General features: G+C 66.3%; 10 protein-coding genes. 8 read left to right on the top strand and 2 right to left on the bottom strand.

Going from position 1 to position 12,466, the window contains the following annotated elements:
* Window positions 1-68: 68 nt before the first annotated feature.
* The 3 genes from VH499_RS08330 (at window position 69) to VH499_RS08320 (ending at window position 5,426) form a co-directional block, all read left to right on the top strand.
* Entirely contained in the window at window positions 69-1,304 is a 1,236-nt protein-coding gene (locus VH499_RS08330; RefSeq protein WP_332052243.1) for an NAD(P)/FAD-dependent oxidoreductase, read from the top strand.
* Between the two features lie 252 nt (window positions 1,305-1,556).
* On the top strand, window positions 1,557-5,153 hold the full coding sequence (locus VH499_RS08325) for an ATP-binding protein (protein ID WP_414709761.1): 3,597 nt from the start codon (window positions 1,557-1,559) through the stop codon (window positions 5,151-5,153).
* Window positions 5,154-5,165: 12 nt separating this feature from the next.
* The gene (locus VH499_RS08320) at window positions 5,166-5,426 is read left to right on the top strand and encodes a DUF4242 domain-containing protein (RefSeq protein ID WP_332052242.1); all 261 of its coding nucleotides are present in this window, start codon (window positions 5,166-5,168) and stop codon (window positions 5,424-5,426) included.
* A gap of 198 nt (window positions 5,427-5,624) precedes the next feature.
* Here the strand turns inward: VH499_RS08320 and VH499_RS08315 are convergent, their stop codons facing one another.
* The gene (locus tag VH499_RS08315; RefSeq protein WP_332052241.1) at window positions 5,625-6,749 is read right to left on the bottom strand and encodes a YbfB/YjiJ family MFS transporter; all 1,125 of its coding nucleotides are present in this window, start codon (window positions 6,747-6,749) and stop codon (window positions 5,625-5,627) included.
* Window positions 6,750-6,819: 70 nt separating this feature from the next.
* Between VH499_RS08315 and VH499_RS08310 the strand changes: the two genes are divergently transcribed.
* The 5 genes from VH499_RS08310 to VH499_RS08290 all read left to right on the top strand — a co-directional run bounded on the left by VH499_RS08310 (window position 6,820) and on the right by VH499_RS08290 (window position 11,865).
* Window positions 6,820-8,421: a lysine--tRNA ligase gene (locus VH499_RS08310; RefSeq protein WP_332052240.1), complete on the top strand. Its 1,602-nt coding sequence runs from the start codon at window positions 6,820-6,822 to the stop codon at window positions 8,419-8,421.
* Between the two features lie 102 nt (window positions 8,422-8,523).
* Window positions 8,524-8,997, top strand: a complete 474-nt coding sequence (locus VH499_RS08305) for a MarR family winged helix-turn-helix transcriptional regulator (protein ID WP_332052239.1) — start codon at window positions 8,524-8,526, stop codon at window positions 8,995-8,997.
* A 33-nt stretch (window positions 8,998-9,030) separates the two neighbouring features.
* Window positions 9,031-10,233 carry an amidohydrolase family protein gene (locus VH499_RS08300; protein WP_332052238.1) on the top strand — a complete coding sequence of 401 codons (1,203 nt, stop codon included), beginning with the start codon at window positions 9,031-9,033 and terminating at the stop codon, window positions 10,231-10,233.
* 10 nt (window positions 10,234-10,243) lie between these two features.
* Window positions 10,244-11,425, top strand: coding sequence for a thiolase C-terminal domain-containing protein (locus VH499_RS08295; RefSeq protein WP_332052237.1), 1,182 nt, complete (start codon window positions 10,244-10,246; stop codon window positions 11,423-11,425).
* Window positions 11,422-11,865 (top strand): Zn-ribbon domain-containing OB-fold protein, encoded by a 444-nt coding sequence (locus VH499_RS08290; protein ID WP_332052236.1) that lies wholly within the window; start codon window positions 11,422-11,424, stop codon window positions 11,863-11,865. The genes VH499_RS08295 and VH499_RS08290 overlap by 4 nt, the downstream gene beginning before the upstream one ends.
* 70 nt (window positions 11,866-11,935) lie before the next feature.
* On the opposite strand, the gene VH499_RS08285 is transcribed toward VH499_RS08290, so the two are convergent.
* Complete coding sequence (locus tag VH499_RS08285) at window positions 11,936-12,409, bottom strand: hypothetical protein (protein WP_332052235.1); 474 nt, start codon at window positions 12,407-12,409, stop codon at window positions 11,936-11,938.
* Window positions 12,410-12,466: the final 57 nt, after the last annotated feature.

Raw genomic sequence — 12,466 nt, 5'->3', positions numbered from 1 at the left:
CGCGATTAGAGCTGGCCAGGAAGAGGGAGGCGCCATCAACAGCCCCGATAGCATACAATTGCGCGACAATGAGGCTTCGCCGTCGACTCTTCCTTTCTGCTGCGGGCGCGAGCCTCGCCGTTCCGGCTGAGGCTGCCGATCTCGATGTCGCAATCGTCGGCGCCGGCATGGCCGGCCTGTCGGCAGCCAAGACCCTGATGGCCAAAGGCAAGCGCGTGCTCGTCGTGGAGGCCCGCGACCGCATCGGCGGCCGCGTCGTGACCGACACCTCGCTCGGCTTTCCCTTCGACATGGGGGCGGCCGGTCTGATGCCGGGCAGTTCGCTGGCGCGCGAGCTTGGCGCCAGGGCCGCCCCGCCGCCGCTCGCAGGCGCGATCCTGGTGAACGGCAAGGAGCTCAGCCGGGACGAATATGCGCATTACGAGAAGATTTCCGCCGACTTGGCCAAGAAGGTCGAGGAGGTGCACAAGCTATTGCCGGGCATCGATCCAAGGCAGGCGCTCGTTCCCAAGGAGGCGCTGGAGCAGGTGGCGCTCGCCGAGTTTCTCCGGCGAACGCCCTTCCAAGGGGAGCAGGATGTGCCCGAAGGGGTCGGCCTCCTGGTCGCGCGTTGGGCGGCCCATGTGCCGGTGAAGACCGGCGCGCGGGCGGTGCGCATCGATTCGACGGCGCCCTTGGTGCGCATCGTAACGCCGGGCGGTGACGTGCGGGCGCGGGCGGCGATCGTGACCGTGCCGGTCGGTGTGCTGGCCGCCGGCGTCATCGGCTTCGCGCCGCCCTTGAAGGCGGACAAACGCGGCGCGATCGCGGCTCTGCCGATGGCGCTCTACGACAAGGTCGCGGTCGGCTTCTCGCGCCACGCCGTCGACGCGCCGGCCGATGCGCGCGTGACAGCGCTGACACCGCATGGCCGCGTACTGCAGGTCATCGCGCGCCCTGCCGGCCGCGACGGTGCGATCGTTCTGGCCGACAATGACGAGGCCCGCCAGCTCGAGGCCAGCGGTCCCAGCGCCGCGGGCGCCTGGGCGCTGTCCGCGCTGGCCGAGATCTTCGGCAAGGCGTTGCGGCCGGCCTTTGTCGGCGCTGTCGCGACGCGGTGGGGACAGGATGTCTTTGCCCGCGGCGCGTGGTCGGTCGCACGCGACGGCCAGGCTGGTGAGCGTGACCGCATCGTGCTCGCCCAGCCCCACGATGGACGGGTCTTCTTCGCCGGTGAAGCGACCGAAGGCGGCGATCTCGCCGGCGCCCATTCCTCGGGCGTGCGGGCCGCGACCGAGGCGCTCACTTTGCTCGCGCGGCGTTAGAGTCAAAATCGACCAGAATGCACTCGGCACAAACGACGCCGTAATGTGAACTTGGTCACATACGTTGGTCCCGGTCGAACTAGAATAAGCAAAGTTGCGTTGGTGTGGCTTCCTTCGTTCCAGACCAGTCGAACGGGGAGACAACCATGAACATGAACGTCACGATGACGTGGCGAGCAGCCCCGCTGGGGCTGAGTCCGGCGCGGCGTCTCAGGTGCTATAGTGGTCCCTGACGAAGGCGCGGAATGGGCCATGACGCAGGACTTGCGGAGCTGGCTGTCCGGAATCGGTCTGGGCAGCCATGCTGATCGCTTCGCCGAAAACGGCATAGACTGGGACGTCTTGCCCGAGTTGTCGGACGGAGACCTCAAGGAGCTGGGGCTGTCGCTCGGCGACCGCAAGCGGCTTCTGAAGGCAATCACCGGACTCAAACCGATTGAACCGGCCCCGGTCGAACCGCCACGCACCGCTGCGGTCGACGGCGTAAAACCCGACTTCGCGGCCGAGCGGCGTTCCATCACGGTGATGTTCGTCGATCTTGTCGGCTCGACACCGATGTCCGAGCAGCTCGATCCCGAGGATATGCGGGAAGTCCTGCGCGCCTTCCACGCCGGCTGCGCCGCCGCCATCGACGCCGAGGACGGCCACATCGCGCGTTATCTCGGCGACGGCATCCTGGTCTATTTCGGTTATCCGCATGCGCACGAGGACGACGCTGCGCGCGCTGTCCGCGCGGGATTGGGGATCGTCAACCGCCTGCACGCGACCAACCAAACGCTGGCTGCGCAATATTTGGTGCGCCTGCAGACGCGGATCGGAATCCATACTGGTCTTGTCGTGGTCGGCGATGTCGGGGCGGGCTCCGCTCGCGACCGGGAGGCGATCGTCGGCGAAACGCCGAACATCGCCGCTCGCTTGCAGGGTGAGGCGCAGCCGGACACGGTTGTCGTCAGCGCTGTCACCCGGCGGCTCGTCGAAGGTCTCTTCGCCTTCGAGGATGTCGGCCAGAGCGCCCTGAAGGGGGTGTCGGCGCTGATCCGAATCTTCCGCGTCGTCGGGCCCTCCGAATCGATCGACCGCTTCGACACCCGAGTCCAGCGCGGCCTCACGCCCCTTGTGGGGCGGGTCGCCGAGCTCGACATGCTTCGCCAGCGCTGGGATCAGGCCCGCGACGGCGAGATGCGGTGCGTGCTGCTGGTCGGCGAGCCTGGCATCGGCAAGTCGCGGGTCGTGCGCGCCTTCCGCGACGGCCTGGCCCAGGAGCCGCATCAGGCCATCACCTGCTACTGCTCGTCCCACCATCGCAACAGCGCCTTCGCCCCGATCATCCTCTGGCTTTGCCGTAGCCTCGGCATCGAAGCGCAGGGCGATGCCGGTGCGGCCAAGGCCAAGCTACAGGCCGCCATGCTTGGTCTTGGACTGGACGATCTCGAGATCGCAGCGACGCTGGCCTCCCTGATCGGTCTCCCGGCGATGGACGCCGGCGAGACACCGGAAGTCTCGGGGCTGATGTTCAAACGAAGGGTTCTCGACGCGCTGTCAGCCACCATCGGCGCGATGGCGCAACGCCAGACGCTCTTCATGGTCGTCGAGGATGCCCACTGGGTCGATCCGTCGACTCTCGATCTGCTTCGCGAGCTGCAGGAGCAGCTGACCACGGGTCGCCTGCTGCTGCTCATCACGGCGCGGCCTGAGTTCAAGCCCGGCTGGAGCTATCCGCAGTTGGTTCAGATGAACCTCGACCGCCTGTCGCGCCGCGAGCGCCAGGCCATGGTCGAGCAGATCACCGGCGGTAAGGCGCTTCCGGGCTTCGTGCTCGACCAGATCGTGTCACGAACCGATGGCGTGCCGTTGTTCGTCGAGGAATTGACCAAGACTGTTCTGGAGGAGAATGCCTGGCGCGACGCGGGGACCCACTATGAACTTGAAGGGCCCTTCCAGGGGATCGCCATTCCGGACTCGCTGCAGGGTTCGCTGCTGGCCCGGCTGGATCGGCTCGAGCCGGCTGCGCGGGAGATCGCCCAGACCGGCGCCGTCATCGGTCGCGAGTTCAACCAGGATCTCCTTCGTGCTGTCACCGAGTTCGGGGACGAGACGCTGGATGCCGGGCTCGACCAGTTGGTGGCGACGGAAATCGTGCGCCCGGTCCGGCTGCCGCGCGTTGCCGGAAAGGCGTATGGCTTCCGCCACGCCTTGATCCAGGACGCCGCCTATCAGTCCTTGTTGCTGGCGCGACGCCGCCAGCATCATGCCGCGATCGGCCAGGCCATGGTCGAGCGATTCCCGGAATGGGCGGCCGCCCAGCCGGAAGTCGTCGCCCAGCACCTCACGGCAGCCGATCTGGTCGACCCTGCGATTGCGGCCTGGCAGCGGGCCGCGGAGAGTGCCGTACACCGCGGCGCCTTTACCGAAGCCCGGACACACGTGTCACGCGGTCTTGATCTCATCGAACGGCTGCCGGCCGACGACCTTGTTCGCTCGGCGCGCGCCTTGCCGCTGCTGCTGATGCGCGGCCAAACCGAAATACACAATGCGGAACCGCAAGCGTTGTCGACCTATCGCGAGGCTTTGGACAGGGCCAGACGACATGGCCTGGCGACGGGATTTGCCGAGGCAGCGATGGGCTTTATCGACGCACAGCAAGTTGTTGGCTTGCACAGCAAGGAAGGCATTGCACAGATCGAAGGGGCGCTCCGTGCGATCGGGCCCGATGAGGCTGTGTTGAAGTGCCGCCTGCTGGGCCACCTGGGCAGGGCCCTCCTCCTGGTTGGCGAAGAGGACCGCGCCGCGACGGTCACGCGCGAGGCGCAGTCGATGGTGGAACGCCTCGGCGATCAACGCAGCCTGTATGGGGTTTTATATAACCAGCTCCTGGGTCCGTCACCACCGTCGGCACCGGAGTTCGATCAAAAACGCCAACTGCTTCGGCAGTTTTGCCAAGTTGCGGAAGCGGGGGCGGGCGCCGCTGACGTGCTATATGCCTTCCTTCTTGGAGCTTCCAAGTTCCTCGAAATGGGTGACCATGACGATTTCCAGGCGGTCGTTCGGCGCCTTGCAGAGATGGCCAACACCACGCAGTCGCTCACCTTTCGATGGCAGGCATTGTGTACCCAAGCCATGGAGGCCATCCTTCATGGCGACTATCCCTTGGCGGAGCGAAAGGCGGAGGAGGCGGTGTCGTCAAGCCCGGACACCGCCTCTGGGTCCGTTGCTGGCATCTACGGGATGCAGATGTTCACCATCCGGCGGGAGCAGGGCCGGTTGGCGGAGATCGCGCCGCTCGTGAAGCAATTCGTCAGCGAAAAGCCCGAGGAGGCGATCTGGAGGCCGGGGCTGATGCTGATCGCCAGCGATCTCGGCTTTCATGAACAGGCGCGCGTCCATTTCGAGGCAATGGCGCAGTCGGACTTCGCCCTTCCGATGGATGCCAAGCGTGCGATCACTCTCACCTATCTTGCGGAAGTCTGCGCCGCGCTCGGGGATTCGCTTCGTGCCGAGAAGCTCTACGAGCTGCTGCTGCCTTATCGCGATGTGGCGATTGTCGCACCACCCCACACGCTGTGCTGCGGCGCCGGCGGCCACTATCTGGGATTGCTGGCCGCGGCGATCTCCGACTGGGAGGGCGCCGAGACCCATTTCAAGGCTTCGCTCGCCTTGAACGCGCGGTTGAAGGCATGGCCGCGGCTCGCCGACACGCGGTTCGAGTATGCCCGCATGCTGTTGGCACGGGATCGAAAGGGAGATAGCGTGCTGGCATCCGAGCTGCGTAGCATGGCGATTGCCGCCGCCGAGCGCATGGGTATGGGCGGCCTGTTGCATCGCAGGGCCAGACTTGCCGTCTCGAAGTGACGGGAGAGCACCATGCCGCGATACCTGATCGAGAGAAATTTCGCCGATCGCCTGGAACTCACGAAAGACGGTGTGGACGCTGTCAACCGCATCAACGACGAGGAGGGAGTCAAATGGCTCTTCTCCTTTCTCAGCGCCGACAAGATGAAGACCTATTGCCTCTATGAGGCGCCGAGTGCAGAGGCCATCCGCATCGCGGCGCGGCGCGCGAACGTGCCGGCCGACGTGATCATCGAAATTAGTGCCGAAGTGCGGCCGGATATGTTCGCCTGACGTCTGTTGGTCCCCTTCCGTGGCGCCGACGAATCCGGAGGAGATGTTTCGACGGCATGCCTCGGGTTGTCCTGAATGGAGGGTATTGGCCGGGGTCAGAGTCTGAGCCGGGTCAGTCTCTAACAGACCGCCCAATGTGACTACGGGGATCGGTCGGGGAAAGAGCAATAGACGGGCGCGCCCTGTTGGACTTCGATTCTAGCGCCTGACGAGGCGGCAGAGTGCCGCCGCCAGCACCAGCGCGGCGGCTGCGCACCATGACGGGCCGGCGAAGCTGCCGGTGACGTCATACACATAGCCCGCGAAGGTGGGGCCCACGATCTGGCCGGCGCTGAAGGCCGCGGTCATGAGCGCAATGCGGCCGCGCGGATCGCCCTCTCCTTCGCGGGCGGCAATCAGGCCAAGCGCCGTTAGTCCCATGAACGTGCCACCGACCAGGATCGCAGACAGGATCACCGTCGCCTCCGTCATCCAGACGGCCGACGCGGCGACGCCGATCGCCTCGACGATCGCGGCGATCGCGTAGGTCGCGAGGATGCCCCACCGCGCACCAAGGCGCGTCCACAGCGCCACCGATGGCGCGGCGGCAAGGCCGAACATGACCCAGATGTAGGGTTCGAGCGCCGCGATCTCTTTCGAGCTTCGCACCATGGCGACGATGAAGGTCGCAGTGATGATGTAGCCGAAGCCGAACAGGCCGTAGGCGGCCGCCAGCATCGCGAATCGCGCGCTGAGCTTGCTCGGTGTTCCTGCCGCGGCAGCCCTCGGGCCGGAGGGATCCGCAGGCACTGTTGCCCACACCCCAACGCTGGCTGCAAGCGCCAGCGCCGCGCTCGCCAGCCACATGACGTGCCAGTCGCTCATCGTCGCAACCAGCAAGGCGGAGGCGACGATTCCGCTGCCGACGCCGGCGAAATGCACGGCGGACAACGCGCTTCGACCAACAGCGGCCAACCGGTCGAGCACGAGGGCGGAGGCAAAGATCAGGATGAAGGCCGAGGAGATTCCGGCGACCAGGCGCAAGAGGAGGAAGACGCTCAGCGACACGGTGAATGCCATGGCCGCGAGGCAGACGACGTTCACGGCCAGCCCGCCGAAGAGCCAGGCGCGGCGCGACCCCGGCAGGCGCAAGGCCGCCAGCAGCGCGCCGGCGAAATAGCCGATGAAATTCGCCGACGCGATCAGTCCGGCCTGGCTCTTGGTGAGGCCCAGCGCCTCGACCATGGGTGGCAGGATGGGGGTGTAGACGAAGCGGCCGATGCCGATGCCGGCGGCCATGGCCAACAGGCCGCCGAATGCGAGACCTATGGGTGTTCTTGTCATGGCGGGCCGGCCACTTTGGCGCCGTCGTCACATTGACGCAAATGGCCGCCGCACCTAGTTTCGACGCTTCATGTCACAGTTCGATCGCACCATCGCCGAGGCCGCGCGCGCGTGGCCGTTTGAGGAAGCCCGCAAGCTTGTTGCCCGCATCGGTGGCAAGGCGCCGGCCAAAGGTCATGTGCTGTTCGAGACCGGCTATGGACCATCCGGCCTGCCGCATATCGGCACGTTCGGCGAGGTGGTCCGCACGACCATGGTGCGCCATGCATTCATGCGGCTGAGCGACGTACCGACGCGGCTGTTCTGCTTCTCCGACGATATGGACGGGTTGCGCAAGGTGCCCGACAACGTGCCGAACAAGGAGATGCTGGCCCAGCATCTCGGCAAGCCGCTCACCTCTGTGCCCGATCCCTTCAGCAACGAATATTCGTCGTTTGGCGCCGCCAACAACGCCCGCCTGCGTGCCTTCCTCGATTCGTTCGGCTTCGAGTACGAGTTCCAGTCGGCCACCGACTGGTACAAGTCCGGCCGCTTCGACGAGATGCTGCTTGCCATGCTGCGCCACTACGACGAGGTGCAGGAGATCATGCTGCCGACGCTTGGCGAGGAGCGGCGGACGACCTACTCGATCTTCTTGCCGATCTCACCCAAGAGCGGCCGCGTACTGCAGGCGCCTGTGATCAAGACCGACGCCGACGCCGGCACGATCGTCTATCGCGACGAGGACGGCTCGACCGTCGAAACGCCGGTGACGGGCGGCAACGTCAAGCTGCAGTGGAAGGCCGATTGGGCCGGCCGCTGGTTCGCGCTCGACGTCGACTACGAGATGTACGGCAAGGATCTCATCCCGTCGGCCGAGCTCTCGGCCAGGATCGTGCGCATCCTCGGCGGCCGGCCGCCGGAAGGGTTCAACTACGAACTGTTTCTCGACGAGCAGGGCAGGAAGATCTCCAAGTCCAAGGGCAACGGGCTTTCGGTCGAGGAATGGCTGCGCTATGCGCCGCCCGAGTCGCTGGCGCTCTACATGTTCCAGTCGCCGCGGCGGGCCAAGCGGCTCTATTTCGACGTCATCCCGCGTGCCATCGACGACTATCTTGCCTTCGTCGAGAAGGTACCGGACGAGGATCCGCAGAAGGCGGTCGACAACCCGGCCTGGCATATCCACGATGGCAAGCCGGTCGATCATCATGCGGCCGGCGTCAGCTTCGCGATGCTGCTCAATCTTGCGAGTGTCGCGCACACCGACGACAAAGACGTGCTGTGGCAATACCTGCGCCGCTATGTCCCGGGCGCGACGCCCGAGAACGCGCCCTACCTCGATCGCCTGCTGCAAGGTGCAGTGGCCTACTATCAGGACTTCGTGAAGAGCACGAAGAAGTTCCGGCTGCCGGCCGAGAAGGAACGTGCAGCGCTGCGCGACCTCGCCGAAACGCTGCGCAGGATCCCCGAAAACGAGAGCGCGGAGTTCATCCAGAACGAGGTCTACGAAGCGGGCAAGCGCCACTTCGCCAAGGAAGATCTGCGCCAGTGGTTCAAGACTCTCTACGAAGTGCTGCTGGGCAGCGAGCAGGGACCGCGCATGGGCGCCTTCGTCAAACTTTACGGCCGCGACAACGTCGTGCGCCTGATCGAGCGGGCGCTTGCCGGCGAAGACCTCTCGAGAGCGGCCTGATCCGCCTTCACGAAGGCTCCCCGTTCGCCAGGCGGCCGCCGTGGCTTTCTCGCAAGTCGCGCGGCTTGCCATTTAGTTGATTAGCATCCTATCTTTCTGGCCATGGGCCGGCCCAGACAGATCGATTTCGGCTTCAGCGTCGCCCGCATCGCGCGGCGGCTGCGCCAGGCGGTGGACGCCGAATTGCGGGCCTATGGCCTGACCGAGGCGACCTGGCGCCCGCTCGCCTATGTCGGACGGCTGGGCGGCGGTGTGCGCCAGAAGGAGCTGGCGACCGCGCTGTCGATCGAAGGGCCGTCGCTCGCGCGGCTCCTCGACAACCTCGAACGCCGCCGCCTGATCGAGCGACGTGAGGACGAGACCGACCGGCGCGCGCGCGGCATCTATCTCACGCCGGCAGGCCGCGATCTCGCGATACGCGTGGCGAAGGTCGGTACCGAAATCCAAAGTCGGCTGTTGGCCAAGGTCCCACCGGCGGACCTCGACATCTGTCAGCGCGTGCTCGGCAGCATCGAACGTGAGCTGGAGGAACGGCAAGAGGGCGTCCTCGCCGCAGACCTGAAGCGAGGCGAGTAAAACGTCGAAGCGATAGGCCGCAAGGAGGAAACGATGAACCAGATCGAGGTCAATGCGCCGAACCTGTGGCGGCTCGATACACCGGGTGCCGCAGATTGGCCGCGCAGCGCGCGCCCGGACGCAGTGAAGAAGTACTTCATGGTTTCGGCCGACGGCCATGCCAACGAGCCGGCCAACCTCTGGTTCGAGCGCATGGACAAAAAATACCATGATCGCCTGCCGCGGGTGGTAACCGACAAGGACGGCGTGCAGTGGCGCGTGTGCGAGGGCTACCGACCCGACCGCCTGCGTCTGTCGACGCTCGAGGGCGAGGATATGGCGCGCAACAAGGCCGGTGCCGATCCGCTGGGCCGGCTGGCTGACCACGACCGCGACGGCATCGATGTCGAGCTGATCTTCCCCAACAAGGGCCTCGCCATGTGGGCCACGCCCGATCCGCAGTTCGCCATGGCGCAGTGCCGGGTCTGGAACGACTGGGCGTGGGAGCAATTCGGCGCCCATCAGAATCGCATGATCCCGGCGGGATCGCTCGCCAGCGGCGACCTCGAAGGGTCGATCGCCGAGGTGCAACGGCTCGCCAGGCTCGGCTTCAAGTGCCTGACCTTGCCCTGCAAGCCGGTCTGGGGTGGCCACGACAGCAACCACGTGAACTACAACCTGCCGCACTTCGATCCCCTGTGGGCGGCGATCACCGAGGCCAATCTGCCGATCACCTTCCACGTCTCGACGGGACGCGACCCGCGGGCGGCGCGCGGCAATGGCGGCGCGGTCGTGAACTATGTCTCGCATTCGCTGTCGCCCACCATCGAGCCGGTCGCCAATCTCTGCGCGTCGGGCGTGCTGGAGCGCTTCCCGACGTTGCGCTTCGCCACGATCGAGGCCGGCATCGGCTGGGTCCCGTGGCTGCTCGAGGCAATGGACGAGGCCTACAAGAAGCATCACTTCTGGGTACGGCCCAAGCTCAAGAACCTGCCAAGCGAATACTATCGCGCGCACGGCTTCTCCTCGTTCCAGGAAGATCGGGCCGGCCTCGATCTCGCCGAACGCCACGATCTCGCGCGCAACTTCATGTGGGCCAACGACTATCCTCACCACGAAGGGACTTGGCCGCATTCGGCCGAGGCGATCGAGCGCACGATGGGGCAGCTGTCCGACGACACGCGCGCCAAGGTGCTGGGGCTGAACTGCGCGCGCTTCCTCGGGATCGAGGTCCCGGCGCGCTATCACGCGAACTGACAGCGCGGCGATGGGCAAGCGCACGCTGCGCGGCAAGGTGGCCATCGTCGGTGTCGGCGAGACCACCTACTACAAGCACGGCAAGGCGCCGGTCTCGGAGTTCACCCTCGCCCTGCAGGCGATCCTGGCCGCGTGCGAGGATGCCGGCATCGATCCGCGCCGTATCGACGGCTTCGCTTCCTATTCCAACGATCGCAACGATCCGTCACGCCTCGCCGCAGCCCTCGGCCTGCCGGCGCTGCGCTTCTCCAACATGAACTGGGGCGGCGGCGGAGGCGGGGGCTCGGCGGCCGTGGGCAATGCCGCGGCCGCGGTGGCATGCGGGATCGCGAACTGCGTCGTGGTCTTCCGCGCACTGGCGCAAGGCCAGTTCCAGCGCTTCGGCGCCGCGCCGCCCGGCGGTAGCGCTCAAGGCGAGGCCGCCCTCAACGCGCCCTACGGTGTGATGTCGCCCGGCCAACGCTACGCCATGCGGGCGATGCGCTTCCTGCACGAGAACGGCATCGCGCCGTCGGCGCAGCGTGCGATCGCGCTCGCCTCCTACCACCATGCCCAGGCCAATCCGCGAGCGGTGATGCACGGTCGGCCTCTGACGCCGGCGGCCTATGACTCCTCGCGCTGGATCGTAGAGCCCTGGCGCCTGTTCGACTGCTGCCAGGAGAACGACGGCGCGGCGGCGCTGGTCATCGTCCCAGCCGAAGAAGCCCGTGATCTCCGCCAGCCACCGGCCTATCTGCTGGGCGCTGCGCAGGGCTCCGAGTATCGCAACGGCGCGCGCGGCCACAACGCGCCGCTCTACGCCACCTCGAGCTTCACTACCGTGGCGCCGCAGCTCTACGAGATGGCAGGTGTGAAGCCCGCCGATGTCGACGTGGTGCAAAGCTACGAAAACTTCACCGGCGGCGTGCTAATGAGCCTGATCGAACACGGCTTCTTCCCGGCCGAGAAGGCGAACGAGTTCCTGACGGTCGATAACCTGATCGCGCCCTCGGGCAAGTTGCCGCTCAACACGTCCGGCGGCAATCTCGCCGAGTGCTACATGCACGGGCTCGAGCTGCAGCTCGAGGCGGTGCGTCAGCTACGCCGGCAGTCGACGTCGCAGGTGCCCGACGCCGAGGTATCGATGGTGATCTCCGGACCCATGGTGACGCCAGTCTCCAGCATGATCCTCGGGACGGGAGCGACACTATGAGCTACCTGCCGAAAGGTCTGCCGGCGCCGGTGCCGGAGAATGACGGGCTCGACAAGCCCTACTGGGAGGGAACGCGGCGTGGCGAGCTCCTGGTCCAGCGCTGCCGCAAGTGCGGCACCTTCCAGTGGGGACCGGAATGGATCTGCCACAAATGTCTCGGCTTCGATCTCGGCTGGCACAAGGTCTCGGGCAAGGGCCGCATCTACAGCTGGGAGCGACCCTGGCATCCCGTGCATCCGGCGCTGAGGGATCATGGTCCCTACATCGTGGTCCTCGTGGAGCTGCCCGACGCCGGCCAGGTGCGCATGCTGGGCAACCTGCTGGGGGATCCGACGCAGGACGTGAAGATCGGTGCCGAGGTCGAGGCGGTGTTCGAGCCGCACGACGACGCCAGGCCGCCATTTACTCTGGTGCAGTGGAAGCTCGCTTCTCGCGGGTGACGGCCGCGAGGTAGGCGAGAAGCAGCGCCTCCAGCAGCGCGTCACTCGCCGGCTCCATCATCGTGCGCGATCACTCGCGCTCCGGGCCAAGGCGAAGGAGAACGGCGTCGACGAAGCAGCGCTTGCCCAGCCACTGAGGCAGCGGAAACAGGAGCTCCAGGAGCGCGGCATCGGTCGGCGTCCGGCGCGGCCGGTTTCGCTTCACTTCGAGTCGGAGGGAGGCATGGGGCGCTACGGCATGCCTGACCGCGGCGAGCGCGGCCGTTTCATGAGCGACGAGGACGAGAGCTACCACGGCCGTTCCCGGCCGCGATACGGCGATGACGATCGGGGCGGTCGCGGTCGTCGCCACGGCGGCTGGTACGGTGATCCCGAAGATCACTCCGCAGCGGGTCGTGAGCGTTGGGCTGAAGGTGGCCGCGGCGGGCGGCACGAAGGCCATGAGGACCACCGGTCGAGCCGTGGCCGCGACTATGATGAAGACCAAGGAGACCGCCGCTCCGGCGATCGGCATGGCGGCTGGCATGGCGACTCGCGCGGCCATTCCAAGGCCTCATATCGAGGATGGAAGAAAGGCGCGGCCGATCTTCATGATGATGAC

The organism is Reyranella sp. (genome assembly GCF_036558665.1).
GTDB lineage: Bacteria > Pseudomonadota > Alphaproteobacteria > Reyranellales > Reyranellaceae > Reyranella.
The sequence above is the reverse complement of the archived record's forward strand: the minus strand, read 5'-3'. Positions and strand labels throughout refer to the sequence as shown.

Bases quoted from the DNA above. Each gene is read 5' to 3' on its own strand.
- VH499_RS08330 (WP_332052243.1), top strand. From the start codon at position 69: ATGAGGCTTCGCCGTCGACTCTTCCTTTCTGCTGCGGGCGCGAGCCTC.
- VH499_RS08325 (WP_414709761.1), top strand. From the start codon at position 1,557: ATGACGCAGGACTTGCGGAGCTGGCTGTCCGGAATCGGTCTGGGCAGC.
- VH499_RS08320 (WP_332052242.1), top strand. From the start codon at position 5,166: ATGCCGCGATACCTGATCGAGAGAAATTTCGCCGATCGCCTGGAACTC.
- VH499_RS08315 (WP_332052241.1), bottom strand. From the start codon at position 6,749: ATGACAAGAACACCCATAGGTCTCGCATTCGGCGGCCTGTTGGCCATG.
- VH499_RS08310 (WP_332052240.1), top strand. From the start codon at position 6,820: ATGTCACAGTTCGATCGCACCATCGCCGAGGCCGCGCGCGCGTGGCCG.
- VH499_RS08305 (WP_332052239.1), top strand. From the start codon at position 8,524: ATGGGCCGGCCCAGACAGATCGATTTCGGCTTCAGCGTCGCCCGCATC.
- VH499_RS08300 (WP_332052238.1), top strand. From the start codon at position 9,031: ATGAACCAGATCGAGGTCAATGCGCCGAACCTGTGGCGGCTCGATACA.
- VH499_RS08295 (WP_332052237.1), top strand. From the start codon at position 10,244: ATGGGCAAGCGCACGCTGCGCGGCAAGGTGGCCATCGTCGGTGTCGGC.
- VH499_RS08290 (WP_332052236.1), top strand. From the start codon at position 11,422: ATGAGCTACCTGCCGAAAGGTCTGCCGGCGCCGGTGCCGGAGAATGAC.
- VH499_RS08285 (WP_332052235.1), bottom strand. From the start codon at position 12,409: ATGGCCGCGCGAGTCGCCATGCCAGCCGCCATGCCGATCGCCGGAGCG.